This is a genomic window from Marinobacter arenosus (genome assembly GCF_019264345.1).
GTDB classification, from domain to species: Bacteria; Pseudomonadota; Gammaproteobacteria; order Pseudomonadales; family Oleiphilaceae; genus Marinobacter; species Marinobacter arenosus.
Genome location: NZ_JAHVAO010000004.1, coordinates 115,903 through 142,014 on the forward strand (window position 1 = coordinate 115,903; position 26,112 = coordinate 142,014).

The following is a 26,112-nucleotide window of genomic DNA, read 5'->3' on the forward strand; positions in this document are numbered from 1 at the left end:
GCTCCTTGATGTCAGCCGGTTTCGTGGGGGTCGACATCAATCATCCACTTCAGGTTGCCAGGAAGTTTTTGCTGATCCAGCTGTTCACATATTCCTTTCAACAGGAAATTCAAACGCTTCCTGTTGTCGGCATTGAGGACCAGTTGCGAACGATGGCGGTTAGCGCGACGGGCAATCAGCGCGGGTAACGGGCCCCAGACGTCGATCCCCCGGGCTTGTGTGAGCGGTTTGATGGAGTCGAGCAGGGTAAGGCCTTGCTCCATGGAGTCGGCTTCCGCCCGAAAGATGGCCATGGCGCGGAAAGGCGGGAATTGGCCGGCCTCTCGCTCCGCCAGAAGCTGATCGGCCATGTCCAGATACCGTCCATTACACAGAGTGCGAAGCAGGGGGTGGTCGCTGTGGCAGGTCTGAACCAGAACCTGTCCGGGCACCCTGCCTCGGCCGGCTCGACCGCTGACCTGAAGCAGGGTCTGGATAAGCTGCTCAGGCGCCCTGAAGTCAACGCTGAACAGGCCGCCATCAGCGTTGACCACCACCACGAGCGTGACGCCCGGGAAGTCGTGGCCTTTGGCAAGCATCTGGGTGCCAACCAGAACGCAGGGCTTGCCGGTGTTGACGGTGTTCAGGATGCCCTGAATGCTGCCCTTGCGCTGGGTGCTGTCGCGATCAACTCGAACGATGGGGGTCTCGGGAAATGTGGTCGCGAGAATGTCCTCGCTTCGTTCGGTCCCCTCCCCAACGGGTTTGAATGCTTCGCTGCGACATTCGGGGCAATGGTCAGTGGCGGCCGTCTGATAGTCGCAGTGGTGGCATCGCATGGCGCGATCACGTCGGTGGTAGGTAAGCCGGGTATCGCATCGGGGGCATTCCACTATGTGGCCGCAATCAAAACACATCATCACCGGGGCAAAACCCCGGCGATTCACAAACACCAGCGCCTGCTGCCCGTTTTCCAGGGTTTTTCGGATAGCCTCAAGGGCGGGTTTTGAAAGGCCTCCCTCCAGCGGCCGGCTGCGAATGTCGAGCAGGCAGATTTCTGGCGGCTGGGCATTTCCAGCCCGCTCTTCCAGTCGAACAAGGCGGTATTTGTGCTGTTGCGCGTTGTAATAAGATTCCAGCGAGGGGGTTGCCGAGCCCAGGATCACCGGGCAGCCGTTCAGGTGCGCCCGGTAAACGGCTACGTCCCTGCCAGAGTAACGGAAACCTTCTCCCTGCTTGTAGGAACTGTCATGTTCCTCATCGACGATAATGGTCTTCAGGCCGGTAAAGGGAAGCAGCACCGCTGAACGGGTCCCGATCAGTACAACCGGTTCGCCGTGTCGGATTTTCAGCCAGGTGGAGAGCCGTTCACCGTCATTGAGAGCCGAGTGCCAGACCACAATGCGGTCGCCAAAGTAATGGCGAAAACGAGCAACCGTCTGAGGTGTGAGATTGATCTCCGGCACCAGAACCAGGGCTTGTTGATCCGCCTCCAGGTTCGTTTTCAGGTAATGAAGATAGATCTCCGTTTTCCCGCTCCCGGTGATGCCATAGAGAAGCGAGGCGCTAAAGCCGTCCCCGGGCGGGGCAAGTTGACGGGCGGCTTCGACTTGTGCGGCCGAGAGTGCCGGCACCCTGCTGTCGATGTCCGGGTCAGTAGTCGCGCTGTAGCGGATGGCTCGGGAGTGGGGTTCGACCAGCTTCTTGTCCTGAAGTGCTCTGAGTTGGGCCCGGGTGTATCCCGCCTGGGTGATGTCCCGCTCGGACGCCCCGTTATCTCTGTCGGTCAGCCAGGCCAGCAGGGCTCTTTGTTTATGGGCATTGTTCGGAAGTTCTTCTCCGGTGCCGACCGCGGCCCACCACTGTTCCGGTTTTTCTTCGGCGGCTCGCCCCTTCCGTAAGGAGGCGGGTAGAGCGGTAAAGAGGCATTCGCCAAGCGGGTGTTGGTAGTAATTGCTGGCCCAATTCAGCAATTGGAGCGTCTCGTCAGGGAGCGCTGGCCAGGGTTCAATGGCCGAGATCACGGGTTTGATGGTGATACCGGCCGGCGGGTTTACGCCGGTTTCAACGACTATGCCGGTTGCGTGCTGGCGTCCGAACGGTATCTGGACTCTTTGCCCTGGAACGAGGTCAAGGCCCTCGGGAATCCGGTAGTCGAACAGCCGCCTTAGCGGGCGGTTCAGGGCGATTCGTGCAATGGACGACACAGATGGCTCCAGTGAGAGTCGGGGGTCACGGTATTTGCGTATCCTTTATGTGCCCAGCTATAGGTGACCCTTTCTGGTGCAGGCGGGGCGGAAATCCCTGCGGTGCTTGCCTGTAATTGGATTTGCAAGTAAGATTCGCGGTCTGTTTCCGGCAGGGCATGATTGTGCCCCGTCTTATCAATTGATTCAAACATGCGGTGCCTGGCGCCCGGGCAATTGAAGGCCCCGTGATCAGGTGGCGGCATGACCTAACGAGGTTCGCCATGAAAGAAGGTATCCATCCCAAGTACGAAGACGTCACCGCGACCTGCTCTTGCGGCAACGTCATCAAGACCCGTTCCACGATCGGCCACGACCTGCAGCTGGACGTTTGTTCCCAGTGCCACCCGTTTTACACGGGCAAGCAGAAGGTTATGGATACCGGTGGTCGTATCGACCGTTTCCAGAAGCGCTTCGGCGGCCGCATTGCTGGCGGCAAGAAAGACTGATCAAGCGACTCTGGTCAGAAAAGCGCCTCCGGGCGCTTTTTTTGTGCCCCGAACAACTGCGTCGTTAAAGAGTACATACGCAATTTGCCCTATTGACTGGTCACAAATTGGTCTGGTGCCACTTGTCGTTTGGGGGCCGTCGCGCCATAATGGCGCGCTCCGCTGAGCAGTGCTTTGCGGTTCATTACCTTTAAACGTGACAAACGGAACAGTGGCAATGTCTCAAGATCTGAAAGAAGCAGCCCTTGAATATCACGCCAAGCCGCGGCCTGGTAAGCTGAGTGTCGAAATCACCAAGCCAACCAAGACCTCCCGCGATCTCTCTTTGGCGTATAGCCCCGGGGTTGCCGAACCGGTCCGCGAGATCGCAAAGGACCCGGAGAACGCATACAAGTACACCGCCAAGGGAAATCTGGTGGCTGTAATCTCCGACGGTTCCGCGATTCTTGGTCTGGGCAACCTGGGTCCGCTGGCAAGTAAGCCGGTTATGGAAGGCAAGGGCGTACTGTTCAAGCGCTTTGCCGGAATTGATGTCTTCGATATCGAAGTCAATTCCGAAAGCCCGCAGGCGTTTATTGAAACGGTCGAGCGTATTGCTGACACCTTCGGTGGTATCAACCTGGAAGACATCAAGGCACCGGAATGCTTTGAGGTAGAGCGCGCGCTGATCGAAAAGTGCAACGTGCCCATTTTCCATGATGACCAGCACGGCACCGCAATCGTAACTGCAGCCGGCATGATCAATGCCCTTGAGCTGCAGGGTAAAACAATTGAAGAAGCGAAAGTTGTCTGCCTAGGAGCAGGTGCGGCAGCTATCGCTTGCATGAAGCTGCTGATCAGTTGCGGTATTCGCTCTGAAAACATCTTCATGCTCGACCGAAAGGGTGTGATCCACTCTGGTCGTGATGATCTGAACCAGTACAAGGCGATGTTCGCCAATGATACGGACCGCCGCACACTGGACGACGCGATTGATGGCGCGGATGTGTTCCTGGGTCTGTCTGGCCCGGATCTGCTGACTGCGGACCAGCTCAAGTTGATGGCGCCCAACCCCATCGTGTTTGCCTGTTCAAACCCCGATCCGGAGATCAGTCCGGAAGTGGCGCTGGCTACCCGTGATGATCTCATCATGGCGACCGGCCGTTCGGACTACCCGAACCAGGTGAATAACGTTCTGGGCTTCCCGTTCATCTTCCGTGGCGCATTGGATGTTCGTGCGACCGCGATCAACGAAGAGATGAAGGTTGCTGCAGTCAACGCCATTCGCGAACTGGCCAAAGAGCCAGTGCCTCAGGAAATCTGTGAGGCATATGGCGTGGATAGCTTCGAGTTCGGCAAAGAGTACATCATTCCGAAGCCGATGGATGTGCGTCTGCTTGAAGTTGTGCCTGCAGCGGTTGCTCGCGCAGCGGTTGATTCTGGTGTGGCTCGCAACCCGTACCCGGCGCACTACCCGCTGAAGTCCATGGACGACATCATCTGATTCTTCGTTCAGGGAAATAAAAAAAAACCGGCGGTGATCCCGCCGGTTTTTTTGTGTCTGCCTCTGGTGCCTGTCGGGTTGTGAGGGTCAGAAGATTTGGCGTGAGAGGCCGTCACCGCTACCGTTGCCGTTGCGTTCGTCCTCGTCCTCTGCGGTGAGCGGGGCGGGGGCGTCCTCTTCCTTGAACACCTCAAATACGCCATCCTCGCCAGGCCTGGCACGCTTGCCGGTTTCCGGATTTATCCGGATGTTCACAATCCCGTTAGGGCGGGGCATCGTGGCTGGTGGGGTTCCCTTCAGCGCGACTTCCATATAGTCAATCCAGATCGGCAGAGCGGTGCTGGCGCCGAATTCTCGTCGTCCCAGCGGGGCTGGCTGATCAAAGCCGACCCACGTCGTCGTGGCGATCTCATGGTTGAAGCCTGCGAACCAGGTATCTTTCTGTTCGTTGGTCGTGCCGGTCTTCCCGGCGATATCCGTGCGCCCGAGGGCAAGCGCCCGTCGACCGGTGCCCCGGCGAATAACATCCTGCATCATTGAGTGCAGGATGTAGACCGAGCGCTCATCCGCAAGGCGGCGCATCACCCGGACTTCTGGCGTCGATTCGCCGGTAGCCGGTGTGGTTTTCTGGGCTGTTCCGGCAGTGTCGGCCAGTGGCTCGACGGCCGCCGGCGCGGTCGGTTCCCCTGCAAGGTCTTCGCAGTCCCGGTCGCAGAGGATGGTTTCCGGCGCCTCGTAAATCGTCTTGCCGTTGATGTCCTTGATGTTCTCGATGAGGTAGGGCTGAACGTCATAACCGCCATTGGCGATGACCGCAAGGCCGCGAGCCAGTTCCATCGGGGTCAGTTGCCCGCTGCCGAGTGACAACGAGAGGTCGTCGGGCATATTGTCCACCGGAATTTTCAGCTGTTTGAGGTAGTCCAGCGTCTCCTGGATGCCGACATCCCTGAGTAGTCGGATGGAAACAATGTTCCTTGACCGATAGAGTGCTTCGCGCAGGCGGGTAGGGCCATAGAACTGGCCTGAGGAGTTCTGGGGTCGCCAGGCGGTTTCCAGCTCAGAGTCGTCGAACACGATCGGTGCATCATTATAGATGGTTGCCGGTGTCATGCCTTTTTCCAGGGCGTTCAGGTACAGGAACGGCTTAAAGGTTGAGCCCGGCTGTCGCTTTGCCTGGATTGCACGGTTGTACTTGCTTTGGCGGAAGCTGTAGCCGCCCGCCAGTGCTTGAATTGCGCCGTTGTCAGCATCCAGCGAGATAAGGGCGCCTTCGACCCGGGGTACTTGCGCGAGAGCGACAGTGGGGAGTGTGTTTTCTCCTTCGCCTCCGGGTGCGTCTTCATTGGCATGGACGTAGACAACATCGCCCACGGCGAGAACGTCCGATGGTTTGTCAGGCTCCGGGCCGCGAAGGTCTTCTGTCTTGTATCGCCGTGCCCACGTCATGGTGTCGAAGGGCATTACTGCATCACCGATATCCCGCGCATGAACCCGGACGCTCAACATTTCGTCCTTGATGTCCGTTACCAGCGCAGGAATGAGCGATGCAACCCGGGGGTAATTTACGACGAGGTCCGACGGAGTGCTTTCCTCAAGGGTTTCCTGATCGATTTGCCCGATGGGTTCGCGGAACCCGTGACGGCGATCGTAGGCTTCCAGGCCATCCCGAAGGGCATCAGTGGCAGTCTGCTGGTTAAGGCTGTCCACCGTCAGGGTTACCGTGTAGCCGTCAGTGTATGCGCCATCACCGAAACGCTGGACGATGGCGGAGCGTGCCATTTCCGCCACGTAGTCGGCATCGACTTCAACGTCCGTTGCGTTGTAGCCAGCGGTAAGCGGCGCAGTTACTGCCAGGTCGTAGGCGTCGCCGGTGATGAAACCGAGGTCGCGCATTCGGCCCAGGATCCAGTTTCTCCGGATGAGCGCCCGGTCCGGGTTCGCAAGGGGGTTGAAGGCTGATGGAGCTTTGGGCAAGCCGGCAAGCATCGCCATTTGGGCCAGAGACAGCTCGGCAACGGGTTTGTTGTAGTAGACCTGGGCCGCCGCCGCAATCCCATAGGCCCGATTGCCCAGGTAGATCTTGTTCAGGTACAGCTCGAGAATTCGGTTTTTATCGAGTTCACGCTCAATCTGAAGAGCTAGAAGTATCTCATTGAACTTCCGGATAAAGGTCCTGTCGCGTGACAAAAAGTAATTTTTTGCAACCTGCATTGTGATGGTGCTGCCGCCGGACTGGATCGAACCGGTGGAGATCAGTTCGATGGCAGCCCGCGCCAGGCCTTTGATGTCGACCCCGAAGTGCTCGTAAAACCGCGCGTCTTCCGCGGCCAAAAAGGCTTGTAACTGAATTGTTGGGATCTGTTCGATTGTGATCGGTGCCCTTCTCTTTTCACCGAATTCTGCTATTAATTTGCTGTCTTTGCTGTAGACCCGGAGCGGCGTCTGCAACTTGATGTCAAGGAGCTGCTCCACCGGAGGAAGTCCGGGGCGAAGATAAAGATAGAATCCTGAGGTGACGATTATCGTGACGCTCAGTCCGGTGAGAAATAACCATGCAAAAAGGCGAGATGTGCGCAGCAAATGAGACATTTTTTTCTGACAACTGTTGGATATAGGTCTATCATTTGAGAAATTGCTTTAGGAAGGATGAGTCGCTTCACCGCTGCAATGCTTCTCAATTAAAGAAGAAAAGGCATTGTAGACGGAATTCTGAAGAAATTCTCTTAAATAAAAAACACATAAGTAACTTCACCGGGTGCATCTAACCAGGTATAGGGTGAGCGCGTGTTCGGATTGTTTGGAAAGAAATCCAGTGCAGTGCTGGGCGTGGACGTAAGTTCAAGTTCGGTCAAACTTCTGGAGCTGTCAAAGCAGGGCGGCCGCTTCAAGGTCGAGAGCTACGCGGTTGAGCCGTTGCCGGCGAACGCCGTCGTTGAGAAAAACATCACGGATGTCGAAGCCGTTGGCGAAGTGCTGAAGCGCGTTGCCTCAAAGTCGCGTACTGGCGTGAAGCAAGTGGCGGTTGCGGTCTCGGGTTCTGCGGTGATTACCAAGACCATTCAGATGGATGGTGGGCTCAACGAGTTTGAAATGGAAGATCAGATCGCTCTGGAAGCCGATCAGTACATTCCATACCCGCTTGACGAGGTGGCGATAGACTTTGAGGTTCAGGGGCCGTCGGAGAACAATCCGGACCAGGTCGATGTCCTGCTGGCCGCGTGCCGGAAAGAGAACGTCGACATCCGCGAAGACGCCCTCGAGATCGCTTCTCTCACCGCAAAGATCGTTGACGTGGAAGCCTACTCCCTGGAGCGGGCTTTCACGCTGATCGAACCCCAACTTGATTCGCAGGGCGAAGAACTGGTCGTGGCCATCGTCGATATCGGCGCCACCATGACCACTCTGAGTGTTCTCGCTGAGGGCAAGACTGTCTATACCCGCGAGCAGATCTTCGGTGGCAAACAGCTTACCGAGGAAATTCAGCGTCGTTATGGCTTGTCATTGGAAGAGGCAGGGCTCGCGAAGAAGCAGGGTGGGCTGCCTGACGACTACGAATCAGAGGTTCTGACGCCGTTCCGGGAGGCTGTTGTTCAGCAGGTTGCCCGGGCGCTGCAGTTCTTCTTTGGTGCCAGTCAGTACAATGCTGTCGACTATGTGGTTCTGGCAGGCGGTACTGCCTCGATACAGGGGCTGACAGAAATGGTCGAGGAAAAAACAGGAACGCCCACGCTTGTCGCAAACCCGTTTGCAGACATGGCGGTAGGGTCACGGGTCAATGCATCTTCACTCAGTAACGATGCGCCCTCGCTGATGATTGCCTGTGGACTGGCAATGAGGAGCTTCGACTGATGGCGAATATAAACCTGAGACCCTGGCGCGAAGAGCTCCGGGCGGAAAAGCAGAAGCAGTTCGTCGTGATGATTCTCGGGGCTGCGATTATAGCGGCCGGTCTCGCGTTTCTCTGGAAGACCGATATGGACAGCCGCATTGCGTACCAGCAGTCGCGGAATGCCTACATTGAGACTGCAACCAAGAAGCTGGATGAACAGATTCGGGAAATCGAAAGCCTCAAGCGCAAGCGCGACGAGCTGCTCGCCCGCATGCAGGTGATTCAGGACCTGCAGGGCACGCGCCCGGTGATTGTGCGGGTGTTTGATGAGTTGGTCCGTACGCTGCCTGACGGTCTGTTCTACACAGATCTTCAGAAAACGGGAGATAAGCTCTCAATCGTCGGCATGGCCGAATCCAACAGCCGAATTTCCACGCTCATGCGACAGTTTGAGGAGTCTGACTGGTTCGCCGATCCGAGTCTTTCCAACGTAGCGGAAGCCGACAATCGTCGTGCCGGATACAGCCAGTTTAACCTGTCGGTGCAGCAGAAAACGCCCGAGCCCGAAGGGGAGGATAAGTAATGAGCCTCGCGGACTCTCTCAAAAGCCTTAACGAATTTGATATCAACGATCTGGATGTCAACAACGCTGGTATATGGCCGGCTCCGGTCAAAGCCATAGTTGTGCTCATTGTGTTTGGTCTGATTTTGGGTGGTGGTTACTGGTTCTTTATCAAGGACCAGTACATCCAGCTTGATCGAGTAGAAAAGACCGAACAGGACCTGCGTAAGAAATACGAAGAGAAGGCCTATCAGGTCGCCAACCTGGAAGTCTTCAAGGCACAGATGGCTGAAATGGAGGAAACCTTCGGAGCACTGGTGCGTCAACTGCCGAGTGAAACGGAAGTTCCCGGATTGCTGGAAGATATCACCAACACGGCGCTGGGCAACGGTTTGTCATTGCGAGAAGTGAAGCTTCAGCCAGAGCAGCAGCGCGATTTCTACGCCGTGCTTCCGATCAATATCCGGGTGTCGGGTTCCTATCATGAGCTCGCGTCCTTCGTGAGCAGTGTCGCCAGTCTTCCAAGGATTGTGACGCTGCACGATTTAACCATCAAACCAACTGGCGGAGACGGCGAACAGCTTGATATGCAGGTTCTTGCCCGTACCTACCGCTACCGGGCTGGAGAATGAGCATGGCAGTAAAACATGCGGGAAAGGCCTGGATGGGTGTGTGTCTGGTATCCCTACTGACAGCCTGTTCCCAGGGCAGTGGTTTCTCGGATCTCGACAAGTTCATGGCCGATACACGGGATAGGCCGCGGGGTCACGTGGAGCCCCTGCCGGAATTCAAGGCCTACGAAGCGTTCAGCTACTCGGCCGCGGATCGTCGGGCACCCTTCGAGCCGCCCATCGACGTTCAGCTCACCATGGTTGATGATCAGCCGGTGACTGACGTGGAGCCAAACCTGGACCGGCCCCGAGAAGTGCTTGAGAACTTTGACCTGAAAGAACTGGACATGGTGGGAACGCTGCAGGGTACGTCCGGTAACCTGTTTGCGCTCATCAAGGATGGGGCCGGCGGTATACACCGGGTTCGTACAGGTAATTATATGGGACAGAATTACGGCCGCGTTGTCGGCGTGAATGAAACCCGTATAGAACTGATTGAGATCGTTCCGAACGGCCGGGGTGGCTGGGTCGAGCGTCCGCGCTCCCTGACACTGAATGAAGAAGAAGGCTGAGGGGCGCCAGGATGAAGAATGAAAGAAACATGCACGAACAAAAAAGTTTGGGGTCGAGGCTAGCGATGTTTAAAAAACTCAATGTATACGTCGGCGTGATTGCTTTTGGGTTGTTGTCCGGCCTGGCCAACGCGGTCACGCTGGAAGACGTGTCATTTTCGTCGCTGCCAGGAGATCGCCTGGAAGTGACGCTTGCCTTCGATGGCCAGCCGCCGGAGCCAACGGGATATACCATCGAGCGTCCGGCCCGAATTGCCGTCGATCTCCGTGACACGGCCAGTGGCCTCGACAGCCGCAGCATTCCGCTGGGTTCCGGCAATGCCCAGAGCATGACCGTTGTCGAGACCAAGGATCGAACGCGCCTGATCTTCAACCTGGTTGAGCTGGTGCCCTACGATACGGTGCGCTCAGGAAACTCCCTGGTCCTGACCATCGGTGGGGAAGGAAGCGTACAGCAGATGGTTCAATCCTCTGGCGCAGCTTCGTCGCAGCCCTCCAGGGCGTCCCGGCCGAACACTCTGGCTGGCGTCGACTTCCGCCGTGGCAAGGATGGCGAGGGGCGAGTGGTCGTGGATCTTGGTAGCGAAAGTACGCCCGTTGATCTGTCCGAGTTCGGCGGCAAGATTCGCCTGACCATGTCGGGCGTATCGGTTCCCGAAAACCTCCGCCGTCGACTTGATGTCACTGACTTTGCGACACCGGTCAACCGCATCGATACCTATGTGCAGGACGGCAATGCCGTGGTCGAGATTCGTCCCGAAGGCAACTACGATTACATCGCCTATCAGTCCGGTAGCCAGTTCACCGTCAGTGTTGAGAAACTGACTGAGCAGGAAGCCGAAGCTCGGCGTGAAGAGAAGTTCCCGTACACCGGTGACAAGCTTTCCCTGAACTTCCAGGACATCGAGGTTCGGTCGGTCTTGCAGTTGATTGCGGACTTCACGGGCCTGAACCTGGTGGCGAGTGATACCGTAGGCGGAAGCATTACCCTGCGTCTTCAGAATGTGCCCTGGGACCAGGCGCTTGACCTGATCCTCAAAACCAAGGGGCTGGACAAGCGTCAGATTGGGAACGTTCTGCTCGTCGCGCCCGCAGATGAAATTGCGGCGCGTGAGAAGCTCGAGTTGGAAACCACCAAGCAGATCGCTGAACTTGCGCCGGTGCGTCTGGATATCATTCAGGTGAACTATGCCAAGGCAGGCGATGTTGTCGCATTGATCGAGGCCGACAAGGAGCTAATATCCGATCGTGGCTTCGTCTCCTCCGACGTCCGAACCAACACCATCAGTGTGCGTGAAACCACCGAAAAACTGGAAGAAATCCGGCGCCTGGTTTCGACGTGGGACGTTCCCGTTCGCCAGGTATCCATTGAGGCCCGTATTGTTCGCGCCCAAACTAACGTTGCAGAAAACCTCGGTATCCGTTGGGGTGGTGCTGCCTACAACGTCAGTGGTGACAACGTGTTTTCCGTCGGTGGTTCTCAGGGCGCGGTTGAAGAAGCGCGTCAGGCCGCTGCGGGCAATAACAATACCATCACCTTCCCGGGTGCTCTGGCAGTTGATCTCGGCGTAACCGGCGAAGGTGCATCCTCGTTCGCCATCGGCTGGGGCAGTGACGATTTCCTGGTTGACCTCGAGTTGTCGGCTCTGGAGAGCGATGGACAGGCGGAAGTGGTTTCTCAACCGCGTGTCGTGACTGCCGACCGTCAAACGGCATCGATCAAGTCCGGTGAAGAGATTCCTTACCAGGAAGCCTCTTCAAGCGGTGCGACCTCTGTGTCCTTCAAGGAAGCCGTACTCTCGCTGGAAGTAACGCCACAGATCACCCCGGATGACAAAATCATCATGGATCTGGTTGTGAATCAGGACTCTCGCGGTGAGGTGACCGCAGGCATTCCTTCCATCAACACGAACGAAGTGACAACCCAGGTGCTGGTTGGTAATGGTGAGACGGTAGTGCTGGGTGGTATTTTCCAGTCTGAAGTCGCGACCCAGACCACCAAGACTCCGTTCCTCGGTGACATTCCTTACCTTGGTCGACTCTTCAAGCGCACCGAGCATATTGATGAGCGCAGTGAACTGCTGATTTTCATTACCCCGAAGATCATCAAGAACGATCTGATTCAGTGAGTTGAAGCTGACGAAAAGCCGCCGCTTAAAACCGGCGGCTTTTTTGTGCCTGTGAATTCTTTGGAGGGCACGTGAAATTTATGGAATGAGTGGCGCTGTGATATTCTCACCCGCCTGAACACAATCGAGCGGAAGTTATGTCTTTGCCCAAACGCGTTGTCCTGGTCGGCCCAATGGGGGCCGGAAAGAGTACGATTGGCCGGATGCTTGCCAAAGAGCTGGGCTATCGGTTTTTGGACTCGGATCGCATCATCGAGGAACGCTGCGGGGCAAACATTCCCTGGATTTTTGATGTGGAGGGGGAGGATGGTTTTCGGCAACGCGAGACGGCGATGCTGGAAGAGCTCGCTTCGGAGGCGAAAACAGTGTTGGCGACCGGGGGTGGCGCCGTCATGCGCCCGGAGAATCATCCACTGCTCAAACAGGATGCAATCGTGGTTTACCTGAAGACCTCTATTGAGCAGCAGGTTGAGCGCACCCGAAAGGACCGAAACCGCCCGTTGCTGCAGAATGACGATCCGGAGGCGGTTCTGCGCAAACTGTTTTCGATCCGAGATCCTTTGTATTCAGAGGTGGCGGACATCACGATGCACACTGACCGAAAAAGTCCGCGGCTTGTTGTCAGGCAACTCGTCAACAGAATGAACCCACGGACGCCTCGTCACAAAAGACAAGTACGCAAGGAAGGACGGAATCATGTCTAAGGTATTGCATGAGCTGACCGTAGAGTTGGGTGAGCGCAGTTATCCGATCATTATCGGTCAGGGGCTTCTGGGCAATTACGACCTTTCATCCGTTGTTTCAGGCTCCCAGGTCATGATCGTCACGAACGAAACGGTGGCCCCGCTGTACCTCGACAGGGCCATTGGCAGTTTCCCTGGAAAGAAGGTTGATACCGTTGTCTTGCCGGACGGCGAGAAATACAAAGACTGGCAGACACTGAACCAGATCTTCGATGGTTTGCTTGAGAACAGGCACGGCCGAAAAACCACGCTGGTTGCACTTGGCGGCGGCGTCATCGGAGATATGACGGGTTTTGCGGCCGCATGCTACCAGAGAGGCGTCGCCTTCGTTCAGATTCCTACCACGCTTCTCTCCCAGGTGGATTCCTCGGTGGGTGGCAAGACCGGGATCAATCATCCGCTTGGCAAAAATATGGTGGGAGCCTTCCATCAGCCGGAGGCGGTGCTGATCGATACGGACAGTCTCACGACCCTGCCGGCCCGGGAAGTGTCGGCGGGTCTCGCCGAAGTCATCAAGTACGGGCTGATCCGCGATGTCGGGTTTCTGGACTGGCTGGAAGCCGAAATGGACAGGCTGGTGGGTCTGGAGGCATCGCCCGTTGCAGAGGCCATTTACCGGTCTTGTGCGTGTAAAGCCGAGGTGGTTGCCAGGGACGAGCGTGAGGGCGGTCTGCGCGCGATCTTGAATCTCGGTCATACGTTTGGTCACGCCATTGAAACGTTTGCGGGCTACGGGAACTGGCTGCACGGCGAAGCCGTGGGCGCCGGCATGATCATGGCCGCGGACCTCTCGGTTCGGGAGGGGATGATCAGTCGTGAGCAGAGTGACAGGGCGGCGGCTCTGATCCGTCGAGCGGGCCTCCCGGAAAGGCCGCCGGCTGACATGGCACCCAGAGATTTCATGCAGTTGATGGCCGTAGACAAGAAAAATGTCGATGGCGAGTTGCGTCTGGTGTTGCTCGATGGCATCGGGAACGCCGTTGTAACGAGTGACGCGAGCGCAGAAAATCTTGCCTCAACCCTCGCCCGATTCTGTCGGACGGGTTGAAGGCCGGTTGTCGACAGGAGTGGATCGGATCTCACAACAGGGAAGCCATGGTGACTGAAGAAAAGTTGAACAGTCTGGATGGTGGCGGGCTTTTTCCCCGTCTGCAGCAGCGGTATGGGCTTCGGGCCAATCCGCTGGACATGGAAACCCCTTTTTTTCCGGACGCGATGCGTCATCATGCCCTGGAAACCCTGCGCCACCTCTGTGGCTTTGGCGATATGGCGCTACTTCTGACCGGGGCCCCTGGCGCCGGTAAGACCCGCCTGCTCGCGGAGCTTGTTCGCAGCGAATCAGCCCGCCTCGATTTTTATCGAATTCCTGTTTCTGCGCTGGCCAGTTCCAAGTCCCTCGCCGCTGCACTCAAGACGCTGGCTCCGTCCTCGTTTCGGGCTGAGCAGAGTCCACGCGAGGCGGTGTACAGTTTCTTTCACTGGTCTGAGTCGCGGGCGCGAAAAGGCCAGCGGATGGTCTTGTTGATCGATGATGCGGACAGTGCACCGACGGATCTGCTGAAGCTGATCCTCGCAGGCTTTCTGGCCTCGGAGCGGGCGTCGGCAGCAGTGCCCGTGTTGTCTGGAAGCGATGACCTGGTCAGTCGCCTGGCACTGGACCCGGTGTCTGCGAACGTTCATCAGATCCACCTTCGTCCATTGACGAGCGATGAAGTGGTGGCTTATCTGGAGCCGAGAATACAGCTGGCGGGTGGCAAGCCTGGCGAGTTGTTGAGTCCTTCCCGAGTGTCTGCAATCCATGCCCTGAGTCAGGGGAGTTTTGGGCGGTTAAAGCGGGTTGCACCGGGGGTCTGGTTGGATATGGTGTCTGCAGCGCCCCGAGCGGGCGGCCGGCCCGTTCCGTCGGTGAAAACGTTTGGTTGGCCATTGCTGGCGCTCGTGCTGCTGGCCGGTTCCTGGTGGTTCGTCTCTATGCAGTACGACGAATCGGTTTCGGTGGAAGTATCGGCATCCTCGAAGCCGGAGCCTGTCCGGAAAAGTATCACGGTGGGACCGGAGTCGTCGTCTGAACCTGCGGCGCCTGTCGATGGTATGGAATTGGCGCAGACGGCGGTTGATACTCTTCCAGAGCCAGAGCCAGAGCCAGAGCCAGAGCCAGAGCCAGAGCCAGAGCCAGAGCCAGAGCCAGAGCCAGAGCCAGAGCCAGAGCCAGAAGCAGAAGCAGAAGCAGAAGTGCTGTCCCTGTCTGAATCCGGATTCAGTCCCATAAATGAATCACGATTTGTCGCCATTGAAGACCTGCGGGCACAGGGCGGCCTGACCATTCAACTGGTGGCCGGGACCCGTGAGCAGACAGCGCTGACTGTTCTGGAGCAATTCCCGGAACTGCAAGGTGCCGTCTACACTCGTGGTGAGCGAAGTGGCAAACCCTGGTTTATGGTACTGTATGGTCAATATCAGACGATGACGGCCGCCGAGAGTGCAGTTTCGCAATTGCCTCAGGCCTTGAGGGACCAGTCGCCCTGGATCCGGTCTGCCGAACGGTTGTAGTGGCATTTCGCAAAAACAGGATAACTCGTTGTTCCATAAGCCCCCCGGCTGGGAAAATCGGTTTCTGTTCCCCAAAATAGCGCCACTCTCATTTGAGTACGTATTTCTACGTGTGTAAAATAGCCAGCCCCCATTTTCAGTGTCAAAGGGTGGGTGTTCGGCCGTGCGCCGATTAACTCTTTGATTGAAAAGCATTTCTACGCGAGAGAACGCTTATGATGACAGGTTTGTATCATCCCGACGAATTCAGGGACAACTGCGGATTCGGTTTGATCGCCCACATGAAGGGCGAGGCCAGCCACAAGTTGTTGCAAACTGCCATCGAGTCGCTGACCTGCATGACCCACCGAGGTGGTATCGCTGCAGACGGAAAGACCGGCGATGGTTGTGGCCTCCTGATCCAAAGCCCGGACACCTTCCTCAAGAAGGCGGCCAAGGTTGCCTTTGGCAAGGAGCCCGGAGATCTTTTTGCTGTGGGCCAGGTATTCCTCAATCCAGATAGCGCCAAGGCCGAGGCCGGCCGTGCGGCGGTTGAGAAACGTTTGACCGATCAGGGGCTTGAAATCATGGGCTGGCGCGAGGTGCCGGTCGATGACAGTTGCCTCGGCCCTATGGCGCTCGATTGCCTGCCCCGCATTGAACAGGTGTTTGTGGTTCCGGCTGGCAAGACCGAGAAAGAGTTCGCCATCAGTCTGTTCGTGGGTCGTCGGCACGCCGAGCGTGACATGGTCGACGATGCCGAGTTCTACATCTGTAGTCTTTCTCATCGCACCTTGGCCTACAAAGGTCTGATGATGCCGGCGGACCTTGCCAACTTCTACAAGGATCTCGGCGACCCGGACCTGGAAACGGCCATCTGCGTTTTCCACCAGCGCTTTTCAACCAATACAATGCCGCGCTGGCCATTGGCTCAGCCGTTCCGTTACCTTGCCCACAACGGGGAGATCAACACCGTTGACGGCAACCGGAACTGGGCCATCGCCCGTGCCGCCAAATTCAGTTCGCCCGATCTTCCTGACCTGCAGACCCTTCAGCCTCTGGTCAATCTGACCGGTTCTGATTCGTCCAGCATGGATAACATGCTGGAGGTGCTGCTGGCCGGCGGTGTCGATCTGTTCCGCGCCGTGCGTATGATGATTCCGCCTGCCTGGCAGAACGTCGACAGCATGGATTCGGAACTGCGGGCCTTCTACGAGTACAACTCCATGCATATGGAGCCCTGGGACGGTCCCGCCGGCCTGGTCATGTCTGATGGCCGTTACGCCGTCTGTATGCTGGACCGTAATGGCTTGCGGCCTGCTCGCTGGGTTATTACCAAGGACGATTTCATTACCCTGGCCTCTGAGATCGGCACCTATGGCTACCACCCGGATGATGTGGTCGCCAAAGGCCGTGTCGGCCCTGGTCAGATGCTGGCGATTGATACCGAATCGGGAGAGGTGTTGCACACCAAGGATATCGATCAGCGTTTGAAATCCGCCCAGCCCTACAAGCGCTGGTTGCGGGAGAATGCCCTGCGTGTCGAAACGACGCTGAATCAGGACACGCCGGAGTTCAAACTGATGGATTCCGACGAGCTTCTGGTGCACCAGAAAATGTTCATGGTGTCGTTCGAAGAACGGGATCAGGTACTCCGCCCGCTGGCGGAAAACGGCCAGGAAGCGGTTGGCTCCATGGGGGACGACACGCCCATGGCCGTTCTGTCCAGCAAGGTGCGTCACGTGGCGGATTACTTCCGCCAAAAGTTTGCCCAGGTCACCAACCCGGCCATTGATCCGTTGCGCGAGTCCATTGTGATGTCGCTGGAAACCTGTCTCGGCGCCGAGCGTAACGTGTTCGAGGAAACCGCTGAGCACGCGGACCGGATTATTCTGACCACGCCGGTTCTGTCTCCGGCCAAATTCCTGAAGATCACCAACAATGATCGCCCTGGATTCGAGGTCGCCCGGATTTCGATGAGCTACCGACCTGAGCAGGGCCTCGAACAGGCGATTCGACAGGTATGCGAGGAGGCCGAGAAGGCCGTACGCGACGGCAAGGTCATTCTGGTGCTGACGGACAAGGACCTCAAGGAGGGTGAGCTGCCGGTGAGCGCCATGATGGCAACCGGTGCGGTTCATCACCATCTGGTCGCCAACGGCCTGCGTTGCGATTCCAACATTCTCGTTGAAACCGGCTGGGCCCGTGATCCGCATCATTTTGCCGTGCTGTTCGGGTTCGGCGCAACGGCGGTCTATCCGTACCTTGCCTATCAGGTCCTGAATGACCTGATCCGCACGGGCGAGTTGCTCATGGACCCGATTGAGGCCAAGAACAACTATCGCAAGGGTATCAACAAGGGGCTGCTGAAGATCCTGTCCAAGATGGGGATCTCCACAATGACCTCCTACCGGGGAGCCCAGTTGTTTGAAGCCATTGGGCTGGCTGACGAGGTTGTTGACCTGTGTTTCAAGGGGGTTCCAAGCCGGATTCAGGGTGCCAGCTTCTTTGATTTTCAGCAGGATCAGGAGCAATTGGCGGCCGTTGCCTGGAAGCCGCGCAAGCCGATTTCCCAGGGCGGGCTGCTCAAGTACGTCCATGGCCAGGAATACCATGCGTTCAACCCGGATGTTGTTGGCAAACTGCAGGAAGCGGTCACCACTGGTGATTACGGTCATTACAAGGAGTACGCCGGACTGGTAAACGAGCGACCGGTATCGACGCTGCGCGATCTGCTCGGTTTCCGAAAGGACCTCAAGGCCATCGATCTGGACGACGTCGAGCCGGTTGAAAATATCTTCCCCCGGTTTGATTCTGCGGCCATGTCACTGGGCGCGTTGTCGCCGGAGGCCCACGAGGCCCTGGCCGTTGCCATGAATACCCTGGGCGGTCGCTCGAATTCCGGCGAGGGCGGTGAGGACCCGGCTCGGTACGGTACGGAGAAGCGTTCCAAGATCAAGCAGGTGGCCTCTGGTCGCTTTGGTGTCACCGCAGAATATCTGCGCAGTGCCGATGTCATGCAGATCAAGGTTGCCCAGGGCGCCAAGCCCGGCGAGGGTGGTCAGCTGCCTGGCGGCAAGGTGAACGACCTGATCGCGCGCCTGCGTTACTCGGTGCCGGGTGTGACGCTGATTTCACCGCCACCACACCACGACATTTACTCGATCGAGGATCTGGCCCAGCTGATTTTCGACCTCAAGCAGGTCAATCCGTCGGCGCTGGTGTCCGTGAAGCTGGTGTCAGAGCCGGGTGTCGGTACCATTGCCGCCGGCGTGGCCAAGGCCTACGCCGACCTGATTACCGTATCCGGTTATGACGGTGGTACTGCGGCCAGTCCGCTGACGTCCATCCGGTACGCCGGATCGCCCTGGGAGCTGGGGCTGACTGAAACGCAGCAAGCGCTTCGGGCGAATGACCTGCGTGGCAAGATCCGGCTGCAGACAGATGGTGGCATCAAGACAGGTTTGGACGTGGTCAAGGGCGCCATTCTGGGCGCGGAAAGCTTCGGGTTCGGAACAACGCCGATGGTTGCGCTGGGCTGCAAGTACCTGCGCATTTGCCACCTGAACAACTGTGCAACCGGGGTTGCGACCCAGAATGATCACCTTCGTGAGGAGCATTTCAAAGGTACGGTCGAAATGGCCATGAACTTCTTCCGCTTCGTCGCGGAAGAAACCCGGGAGTGGATGGCCAAGCTGGGTGTTCGGAGCCTGGAGGAGCTGGTCGGACGAGTTGACCTGCTGGAGCGCCTGCCGGGTGATACCGAGCGGCAGAAAAAGCTGGACCTCTCACGCCTGTTGTCGAACGATCATATTCCGGCCGACAAGCCTCAAACCTGCCAGGTTGAGCGCAACCACCCGTTCGATAAGGGCACGTTGGCCGAGCAGATGGTCAAAGACACTGCCGCGGCCATTGAGAACAAGTCCGGTGGTGCCTGGTCTTACCGGGTCACCAACTGCGATCGGTCCATTGGTGCCCGTCTCTCGGGTGAGATTGCCGCCAAGCATGGTAACCAGGGCATGGTGGATGCGCCGATTACCCTTGATCTTACCGGAACCGCGGGCCAGAGTTTTGGCGTCTGGAACGTTGGCGGCCTGAACCTTATCCTCGAGGGCGATGCCAACGACTACGTGGGCAAGGGCATGACCGGTGGCAAGCTGGTTGTGAAGCCGCCCCGTGGCAGTTCCTTCAAAACCCAGGAAACGTCCATCGTCGGTAACACCTGCCTCTACGGCGCCACCGGCGGCAAGCTGTTCGCCGCGGGCACGGCCGGTGAGCGCTTCGCCGTTCGTAACTCCGGCGCCCACGCCGTAGTGGAAGGCGCCGGTGATCACTGCTGTGAGTACATGACCGGTGGTCTGATCACGGTGCTGGGCGCGACCGGCCATAACTTTGGTGCCGGTATGACCGGTGGGTTTGCCTACGTGTTGGATCAGAACAACACCTTCGTGGACAAATACAACCATGAGCTCGTTGAGATCCAGCGGATTTCGAGTGAAGACATGGAGTCCTATCGAAACCACCTGCGTGGTGTGATCCGGGAGCACATCTCGGAAACCGGCAGTGAGTGGGCTGAGCACATTCTTGAGAATTTCGACGACTACATCGGCCGTTTCTGGCTGGTTAAACCCAAGGCTGCCAACCTTCGCAGCCTGCTGGCCAGCACCCGGGCGCGTCCGGAATAAACCGACCGGGTCATACAGGGTTTTGGGGTGCCCCGGGAGGGCGCCCCGGTCGAAATTGAGCTGATGAGAGCATCATGATGAAAGAACGACTGAGTAACGACTTCCAGTTTGTCGAAGTAGGACGGATTGACCCGAAGAAGGTACCGGCCAGAAAGCGAAAGCAGGAATTTGGTGAAATCTACCACCCGTTTACGGCTGACAGTGCAGCGAGCCAGGCTCATCGGTGCCTGGAGTGCGGTAACCCGTATTGCGAGTGGAAATGCCCGGTTCATAACTACATCCCGAACTGGCTGAAACTGGTGTCCGAAGGCAATATCATGCGGGCCGTCGAGCTGTGTCACCACACCAACTCACTGCCCGAAGTTTGCGGCCGGGTTTGCCCGCAGGACCGACTGTGCGAGGGTGCCTGTACCCTGAATGATGGCTATGGGGCCGTCACTATCGGTTCGGTCGAAAAATACATCACCGACACAGCCTTTGCGCTCGGGTGGAAGCCCGACATGTCGGCGGTTAAGTGGACCGACCGGAAAGTCGCCGTCATTGGTGCCGGGCCTGCCGGCCTCGGTTGTGCCGATGTGCTGGTGCGCAACGGGGTCAAGCCGGTGGTCTTTGACATCTATCCGGAAATCGGTGGCCTGCTGACCTTTGGCATCCCCGAGTTCAAGCTGGAAAAATCCGTCATGACCCGTCGCCGCAAGGTGTTCGAGGAGATGGGTGTGGAATTCCGCCTTTCCACCGAGGTCGGAAAGGACGTCATGCTTCAGGACATCATCGAAGACTACGATGCGGTGTTCATGGGCATGGGCACCTACACCTACATGAAGGGTGGTTTCCCGGGGGAGAACCTCCCGGGCGTCTACGACGCGCTGCCGTTCCTGGTATCCAACGTCAATCGCCGCCTCGGTTTCGAGAAGGACGCGTCCGAATTCATCGATATGAAGGGCAAGCGCGTTGTGGTTCTCGGTGGTGGCGATACGGCCATGGACTGCAACCGTACCTCCATTCGTCAGCAGGCCGAGAGCGTAACCTGCGCCTATCGTCGGGATGAGGCGAACATGCCCGGTTCGCGGCGTGAAGTGGCGAACGCCAAGGAGGAAGGCGTGAAGTTCCTGTTCAATCGTCAGCCGATCGCCATCATTGGCGAGGACAAGGTTGAGGGCGTTAAGGTGATCTCGACCCAGCTGGGTGAGCCAGACGAAAACGGTCGTCGTCGCCCGGAAGTGGTTCCTGGAAGTGAAGAGGTTATCCCCGCGGACGCCGTGCTGGTGGCCTTTGGTTTCCGTCCAAGTCCTGCTGAGTGGTTTGACGAGCTGAAGATCGGTACCGACGATTCGGGCCGTGTGTCGGCGCCGGAAGCCTCGGAGTTCGCCTTCCAGACCAGCAACCCGAAGATCTTCGCCGGTGGCGACATGGTCCGGGGGTCCGATCTGGTCGTAACGGCTATCTGGGAAGGCCGGCAGGCTGCCGAAGGTATCATGGACTACCTGGATATCTGAGTGCAGGCCTGATCCCGATCAGAAGGGCGGCTTACTAAGGGTAAGCCGCCCTTTTTTATTGTGGCGAACGGGGTATCATTGCTCCCCATTCAATCGCACCATTTACCGACTGAGAATGCTGGACCTGTTATGACCGAGCTGAAAAATGATCGCTTCCTGCGCGCACTCATGCGCCAGCCTGTTGACCGGACGCCCGTATGGATGATGAGGCAGGCTGGCCGTTATCTGCCGGAGTACCGGGCAACCCGCGCAAAAGCCGGCGACTTTCTCAGTCTCTGCAAGAACACGCCACTCGCTTGCGAGGTAACGCTTCAGCCGTTGGAGCGCTACCCACTGGACGCGGCGATTCTGTTCTCCGATATCCTCACGATTCCGGATGCGTTGGGTCTGGGGCTGTACTTCGAGACCGGTGAGGGCCCCAAATTCAAGCACACCATCCGGTCCGAGGCCGATGTGGCTGCCCTGCCGACACTGAACGCCGAGGTCGACCTGGACTACGTCATGAACGCCGTGTCCACCATCCGGGGGGCACTCAATGGCAGCGTTCCTCTCATCGGTTTCTCGGGCAGCCCCTGGACCCTGGCGACGTACATGATCGAGGGCGGGTCCTCCAAGGATTTCCGGGAAGCCAAGAAGCTCATGTACGGTCAGCCCGAGGTCATGCACCGCTTGCTGGACCATCTGGCGGAGTCGGTGATCGATTACCTCAACAGCCAGATCAAGGCCGGTGCTCAGGCGGTTCAGATTTTCGACACCTGGGGTGGCGTTCTCAGCAGCTGGGCGTACGAAGAGTTCTCCCTTCGGTACATGAAGAAAATTGTCGATGGCCTGGTGCGGGAGCAGGATGGCCGGCGTGTCCCTGTGATCCTGTTTACCAAGAACGGCGGTCAGTGGCTGGAATCCATTGCGGATACCGGCGCCGACGCCGTTGGTCTCGACTGGACCACCGACATTGGCAATGCCCGCGCCCGGATCGGCGATCGGGTCACGTTGCAGGGCAACATGGACCCCGCCATGCTGTATGCGCCGCCGGCGCGGATTCGTCAGGAAGTGGCGGATATCTTGCGTCGTTTTGGGACGGGGACCGGCCACGTATTCAATCTGGGGCATGGCATTACGCCGGATGTGGATCCCGAGCACGCGAGGGCGTTCATTGAGGCGGTTGTTGAGCTGAGTCCAGAATACCACCGCTGAGTGTGAGAGTTCTTTGGCCCGGGCGTGACAGGATTCGACAAGTCCAACGATCCAAGTGGATGTCGCCTCCTGTCCGGTCTATAGTCAGGTAAAACAAGACTGGTTGACAGGAGTAGCCACTTGCCCGCCAAATCCCCTGAGAAGCGCCGATTTCATCGCATCGAATTTGATGCTCCCTGCGAGCTGCACTGCCTGGATAGCGTCTGGCCGACCGAGGTCTTGGACATTTGCCTGAAAGGTGTGCTGGTCAAGCGACCGGAAGGGTGGAATGTGCCATTAAAGCAGCCGTGTGAGGTGATCGTTCACCTGAACGATCATGAGGCGGCCATTGTCATGGCGGTGGAGCTGAGGCACGTTGAGCCGCACAGGCTTGGCTTTAAATGCCAGTACATCGATCTGGAAAGTGCCACGCACCTAAAGCGCCTGGTCGAGCTCAATCTCGGTGACCAGGCACTGTTGGAGCGAGAATTCGCCCATCTTATTGATTAGCCGGCTTACACGTCTTCCAGGGCAGAGAGCGCATCGCTCAGCTTGGTCACCGGTATTACCTTCATGCCTTCAATGTCTTTTCGGGGTGCATTGGCCTTGGGGACCAGTGCCCGGGTAAAGCCGTGCTTCGCCGCTTCGTAGATCCGCTCCTGACCACTGGGAACGGGGCGTATTTCGCCGGAGAGACCCACTTCGCCGAAGATCACCAGATCCTGGGGCAGGGCCCGGTCACGGAAGGAAGAGACGATCGCCGCCAGCAGGGCAAGGTCAGCGCTGGTTTCGTTCACCTTCACGCCGCCTACCACGTTCACAAACACGTCCTGATCGGACACGTGCATGCCGCCGTGGCGATGCAGAACCGCCAGCAACATGGCCAGGCGGTTCTGGTCCAGGCCAACCGCCACCCGGCGCGGGTAGCCTCCCTGGGCCATATCAACCAGTGCCTGAATCTCCACGAGCATGGGGCGGGTGCCTTCCCAGACCACCATCACGACACTGCCCGGCGCCGCTTCCTCGCCCCGATTGAGGAAAATCGCGCTCGGGTTCTTCACTTCCTTGAGTCCCTGTTCCAGCATCGCGAACACGCCCAGTTCGTTGACGGCGCCAAATCGATTCTTGATGCCACGAAGCGTGCGGTAGCGGCTGTCGCTGGAGCCTTCCAGCAAGATCGAGCAGTCGATCATGTGCTCCAGCACTTTGGGCCCGGCCAGGCTGCCGTCCTTGGTAACGTGACCGACGAGGAACAGGATGGTGCCGGTCTGCTTGGCAAAGCGGGTCAGGTAGGCGGCACTTTCTCGAACCTGGGAGACCGAGCCCGGGGCCGATTCGATGTCCGCCACGTGCATGACCTGGATACTGTCCACCACCAGAATGCGGGGCCTTTCAGCTTCTGCTACCTGCATTACCCGCTCGACGCTGGTTTCAGACAGCATTTTCAGATCGCTGGTCGGCAACCCCAGTCGCTTGGCGCGCATGGCAACCTGTTGCAGCGACTCTTCGCCTGTGACGTAGAGAGCGGGTACGCTAGCAGCCAGGTGGCAAACGGCCTGGAGCAGGAGGGTGCTCTTTCCCGCCCCTGGGTGCCCCCCCATCAGGACGGCGGAACCTTCCACGAGGCCGCCGCCCAGAACCCGGTCGAACTCCTGCATGCCGGAGCTGATCCGGGGCTGTTCGGCCAGGCTGACGTCGTCCAGGCTCTTGATCTCGGACAGGCTGCCGGCGAATCCTTCGAAGCGGGCGCCGCGGGCCCCTTTGGCCGCGCTACTGACGCCCCGAACTTCGCTCACGGTATTCCAGGCCTGGCAGGCCGTACACTGGCCCTGCCACTTGGAATAGTCGGCACCGCACTCGGTACAGACATAGGCGGTCCTGGTTTTTGCCATCAGGCCAGCTTCTTGTACTTCATACGCTGGGGCACCATGGCCGAGTCGCCTTTGCGCTTCTTGTGGTCCTCATCGTATTCGCTGAAGTTACCCTCGAAGTACACGACGTCACCATCGTCCTCGAACGCTAGGATGTGGGTGGCGACCCGGTCCAGGAACCAGCGGTCGTGCGAGATGACCAGTGCCGCGCCGGGGAAGTTCAGCAGGGCTTCTTCCAGTGCTCGCAGTGTTTCCACATCGAGGTCGTTGGTCGGCTCATCCAGCAGCAGCACGTTGCCGCCCTGCTTCAGGAGCTTGGCCAGGTGGAGTCGGTTGCGTTCGCCGCCGGACAGGTCGCCCACGCGTTTCTGCTGGTCGCTGCCCTTGAAATTGAAGCGACCGACGTAGGCCCGGGAGGGGGTCTCGTAATTGCCCACCTTGATGATGTCGTTGCCGTCGGAGAGTTCTTCCCAGACCGTCTTGTCGCCGTCCAGATCGCGCATCTGGTCTACGTAGGCCAGTTCAACGGTTTCGCCGACAACAATGTCGCCTGCGTCGGGCTTGTCGAAACCGGCAATCATCTTGAACAGGGTGGATTTACCGGCCCCGTTACCACCGATGATGCCAACGATGGCTCCCGGCGGTACCCGGAACGAAACGTCTTCGTACAGCAGGCGGTCATCGAAGGACTTGCTGATGCCGTCCACTTCGATCACCTTGTCGCCCAGGCGCGGTCCCGGTGGGATGTACAGCTCGTTGGTTTCGTTGCGCTTCTGGAATTCCTGGGAGCTCATCTCCTCGAAGCGGGCCAGGCGAGCCTTGCTCTTGGATTGGCGGCCCTTGGCATTGCTGCGCACCCACTCCAGCTCGTGCTTGACGGCCTTCTGGTGGGCTGCCTCCTGCTTGGCCTCCATCTCCAGGCGCTTCTCTTTGTTCTCCAGCCACTGGCTGTAGTTGCCTTCGAACGGAATGCCGTGGCCACGGTCCAGTTCGAGAATCCAGCCGGCCACGTTGTCCAGGAAGTACCGGTCATGGGTGATGGCCACGACGGTGCCGGAGTAATCGTGCAGGAAGCGTTCAAGCCAGGCGACGGATTCCGCGTCCAGATGGTTGGTCGGCTCGTCCAGCAGCAGCATGTCGGGACCGGAGAGCAGCAGGCGGCAGAGAGCCACACGGCGGCGCTCACCACCGGACAGGTTCGTGACCTTTTGGTCCCACGCCGGCAGGCGCAGGGCGTCGGCGGCCACTTCCATCTTGCGCTCAATGTCATGGCCGTCGGTGGCCTGAATGAAGGCTTCCAGTTCGCCCTGTTTCTTGGCGAGAGCGTCAAAGTCGGCATCCGGCTCGGCATAGGCAGCGTATACCTTGTCGAGTTCGGCCAGCGCCTCGTGCACGCCGGAAACGGCTTCGTCGACGATTTCCTTGACCGTTTTGGAATCGTCCAGTTCCGGCTCCTGGGGCAGGTAACCCACGTTGATGCCCGGCTGGGGCCGGGCCTCACCGATGTAATCCTGATCCACGCCCGCCATAATCCGGAGCAGAGTGGATTTACCGGAACCGTTCAGGCCGAGCACACCGATTTTGGCGCCCGGGAAGAAGCTCAGGGAAATGTCCTTGAGGATTTCACGCTTGGGCGGAACCACCTTGCCCACGCGGTTCATGCTGTATACGTACTGGGCCATAACTGGCTGTGTCCTCTGTTGCAATCTGAGGTAAATAAAAGGAACTCGCAGATAAGCCCCGTAAGGTAGCGAA

General features: G+C 58.2%; 18 protein-coding genes. 14 read left to right on the forward strand and 4 right to left on the reverse strand.

The features are described from left to right. Positions 1 to 11: 11 nt before the first annotated feature. On the reverse strand, positions 12 to 2,186 hold the full coding sequence (locus tag KXD86_RS17900; RefSeq protein WP_218637501.1) for a primosomal protein N': 2,175 nt from the start codon (positions 2,184 to 2,186) through the stop codon (positions 12 to 14). Between the two features lie 263 nt (positions 2,187 to 2,449). Here KXD86_RS17900 and rpmE point away from each other — a divergent pair, with 263 nt between their 5' ends. Together rpmE and KXD86_RS17910 are read left to right on the forward strand one after the other, a co-directional pair. Next, on the forward strand, positions 2,450 to 2,674 hold the full coding sequence (gene rpmE, locus KXD86_RS17905) for a 50S ribosomal protein L31 (protein WP_218637502.1): 225 nt from the start codon (positions 2,450 to 2,452) through the stop codon (positions 2,672 to 2,674). A gap of 217 nt (positions 2,675 to 2,891) precedes the next feature. Further along, positions 2,892 to 4,157, forward strand: a complete 1,266-nt coding sequence (locus KXD86_RS17910) for a malic enzyme-like NAD(P)-binding protein (RefSeq protein ID WP_218637503.1) — start codon at positions 2,892 to 2,894, stop codon at positions 4,155 to 4,157. A gap of 87 nt (positions 4,158 to 4,244) precedes the next feature. On the opposite strand, the gene KXD86_RS17915 is transcribed toward KXD86_RS17910, so the two are convergent. Continuing rightward, the gene (locus tag KXD86_RS17915; RefSeq protein ID WP_218637504.1) at positions 4,245 to 6,746 is read right to left on the reverse strand and encodes a penicillin-binding protein 1A; all 2,502 of its coding nucleotides are present in this window, start codon (positions 6,744 to 6,746) and stop codon (positions 4,245 to 4,247) included. A gap of 195 nt (positions 6,747 to 6,941) precedes the next feature. Between KXD86_RS17915 and KXD86_RS17920 the strand changes: the two genes are divergently transcribed. The 12 genes from KXD86_RS17920 (at position 6,942) to KXD86_RS17975 (ending at position 22,996) form a co-directional block, all read left to right on the forward strand. Then, positions 6,942 to 8,006, forward strand: coding sequence for a pilus assembly protein PilM (locus KXD86_RS17920; protein ID WP_218637505.1), 1,065 nt, complete (start codon positions 6,942 to 6,944; stop codon positions 8,004 to 8,006). After that, positions 8,006 to 8,569 carry a PilN domain-containing protein gene (locus KXD86_RS17925; protein WP_218637506.1) on the forward strand — a complete coding sequence of 188 codons (564 nt, stop codon included), beginning with the start codon at positions 8,006 to 8,008 and terminating at the stop codon, positions 8,567 to 8,569. Before KXD86_RS17920 ends, KXD86_RS17925 begins: the two co-directional genes overlap by 1 nt. Next, complete coding sequence (locus KXD86_RS17930) at positions 8,569 to 9,180, forward strand: type IV pilus inner membrane component PilO (RefSeq protein ID WP_218637507.1); 612 nt, start codon at positions 8,569 to 8,571, stop codon at positions 9,178 to 9,180. The genes KXD86_RS17925 and KXD86_RS17930 overlap by 1 nt, the downstream gene beginning before the upstream one ends. Before the next feature lie 2 nt (positions 9,181 to 9,182). After that, positions 9,183 to 9,731 (forward strand): pilus assembly protein PilP, encoded by a 549-nt coding sequence (locus KXD86_RS17935; protein WP_218637508.1) that lies wholly within the window; start codon positions 9,183 to 9,185, stop codon positions 9,729 to 9,731. Positions 9,732 to 9,796: 65 nt separating this feature from the next. After that, positions 9,797 to 11,860: a type IV pilus secretin PilQ gene (locus KXD86_RS17940; protein ID WP_218637509.1), complete on the forward strand. Its 2,064-nt coding sequence runs from the start codon at positions 9,797 to 9,799 to the stop codon at positions 11,858 to 11,860. Positions 11,861 to 11,997: 137 nt separating this feature from the next. Continuing rightward, positions 11,998 to 12,564, forward strand: coding sequence for a shikimate kinase AroK (gene aroK / locus KXD86_RS17945; protein ID WP_218637510.1), 567 nt, complete (start codon positions 11,998 to 12,000; stop codon positions 12,562 to 12,564). Further along, on the forward strand, positions 12,557 to 13,651 hold the full coding sequence (gene aroB, locus KXD86_RS17950; RefSeq protein ID WP_218637511.1) for a 3-dehydroquinate synthase: 1,095 nt from the start codon (positions 12,557 to 12,559) through the stop codon (positions 13,649 to 13,651). The genes aroK and aroB overlap by 8 nt, the downstream gene beginning before the upstream one ends. Before the next feature lie 47 nt (positions 13,652 to 13,698). Then, a complete protein-coding gene (locus tag KXD86_RS17955) occupies positions 13,699 to 15,153 on the forward strand; it encodes an AAA family ATPase (RefSeq protein ID WP_228739680.1) in 1,455 nt (484 codons plus the stop codon). A 215-nt stretch (positions 15,154 to 15,368) separates the two neighbouring features. Further along, a complete protein-coding gene (gene gltB, locus KXD86_RS17960; RefSeq protein ID WP_218637513.1) occupies positions 15,369 to 19,817 on the forward strand; it encodes a glutamate synthase large subunit in 4,449 nt (1,482 codons plus the stop codon). A gap of 77 nt (positions 19,818 to 19,894) precedes the next feature. After that, positions 19,895 to 21,313 (forward strand): glutamate synthase small subunit GltD family protein, encoded by a 1,419-nt coding sequence (locus KXD86_RS17965; protein WP_218637567.1) that lies wholly within the window; start codon positions 19,895 to 19,897, stop codon positions 21,311 to 21,313. 129 nt (positions 21,314 to 21,442) lie between these two features. After that, entirely contained in the window at positions 21,443 to 22,507 is a 1,065-nt protein-coding gene (hemE, locus tag KXD86_RS17970; RefSeq protein ID WP_218637514.1) for a uroporphyrinogen decarboxylase, read from the forward strand. Positions 22,508 to 22,627: 120 nt separating this feature from the next. Next, positions 22,628 to 22,996 (forward strand): PilZ domain-containing protein, encoded by a 369-nt coding sequence (locus KXD86_RS17975; protein ID WP_218637515.1) that lies wholly within the window; start codon positions 22,628 to 22,630, stop codon positions 22,994 to 22,996. 5 nt (positions 22,997 to 23,001) lie between these two features. Here the strand turns inward: KXD86_RS17975 and radA are convergent, their stop codons facing one another. Together radA and ettA are read right to left on the reverse strand one after the other, a co-directional pair. Then, entirely contained in the window at positions 23,002 to 24,378 is a 1,377-nt protein-coding gene (gene radA / locus KXD86_RS17980; protein ID WP_218637516.1) for a DNA repair protein RadA, read from the reverse strand. Continuing rightward, positions 24,378 to 26,039, reverse strand: coding sequence for an energy-dependent translational throttle protein EttA (gene ettA, locus KXD86_RS17985; protein ID WP_218637517.1), 1,662 nt, complete (start codon positions 26,037 to 26,039; stop codon positions 24,378 to 24,380). Before ettA ends, radA begins: the two co-directional genes overlap by 1 nt. Between the last annotated feature and the right edge of the window lie 73 nt (positions 26,040 to 26,112).

What these genes read in the sequence shown, in the direction of transcription:
- rpmE (WP_218637502.1), top strand. Translation starts at nt 2,450, where the DNA reads ATGAAAGAAGGTATCCATCCCAAGTACGAAGACGTCACCGCGACCTGC.
- KXD86_RS17910 (WP_218637503.1), top strand. Translation starts at nt 2,892, where the DNA reads ATGTCTCAAGATCTGAAAGAAGCAGCCCTTGAATATCACGCCAAGCCG.
- KXD86_RS17915 (WP_218637504.1), bottom strand. Translation starts at nt 6,746, where the DNA reads ATGTCTCATTTGCTGCGCACATCTCGCCTTTTTGCATGGTTATTTCTC.
- KXD86_RS17925 (WP_218637506.1), top strand. Translation starts at nt 8,006, where the DNA reads ATGGCGAATATAAACCTGAGACCCTGGCGCGAAGAGCTCCGGGCGGAA.
- KXD86_RS17930 (WP_218637507.1), top strand. Translation starts at nt 8,569, where the DNA reads ATGAGCCTCGCGGACTCTCTCAAAAGCCTTAACGAATTTGATATCAAC.
- KXD86_RS17935 (WP_218637508.1), top strand. Translation starts at nt 9,183, where the DNA reads ATGGCAGTAAAACATGCGGGAAAGGCCTGGATGGGTGTGTGTCTGGTA.
- KXD86_RS17940 (WP_218637509.1), top strand. Translation starts at nt 9,797, where the DNA reads ATGTTTAAAAAACTCAATGTATACGTCGGCGTGATTGCTTTTGGGTTG.
- aroK (WP_218637510.1), top strand. Translation starts at nt 11,998, where the DNA reads ATGTCTTTGCCCAAACGCGTTGTCCTGGTCGGCCCAATGGGGGCCGGA.
- aroB (WP_218637511.1), top strand. Translation starts at nt 12,557, where the DNA reads ATGTCTAAGGTATTGCATGAGCTGACCGTAGAGTTGGGTGAGCGCAGT.
- KXD86_RS17955 (WP_228739680.1), top strand. Translation starts at nt 13,699, where the DNA reads ATGGTGACTGAAGAAAAGTTGAACAGTCTGGATGGTGGCGGGCTTTTT.
- gltB (WP_218637513.1), top strand. Translation starts at nt 15,369, where the DNA reads ATGATGACAGGTTTGTATCATCCCGACGAATTCAGGGACAACTGCGGA.
- KXD86_RS17965 (WP_218637567.1), top strand. Translation starts at nt 19,895, where the DNA reads ATGAAAGAACGACTGAGTAACGACTTCCAGTTTGTCGAAGTAGGACGG.
- hemE (WP_218637514.1), top strand. Translation starts at nt 21,443, where the DNA reads ATGACCGAGCTGAAAAATGATCGCTTCCTGCGCGCACTCATGCGCCAG.
- radA (WP_218637516.1), bottom strand. Translation starts at nt 24,378, where the DNA reads ATGGCAAAAACCAGGACCGCCTATGTCTGTACCGAGTGCGGTGCCGAC.
- ettA (WP_218637517.1), bottom strand. Translation starts at nt 26,039, where the DNA reads ATGGCCCAGTACGTATACAGCATGAACCGCGTGGGCAAGGTGGTTCCG.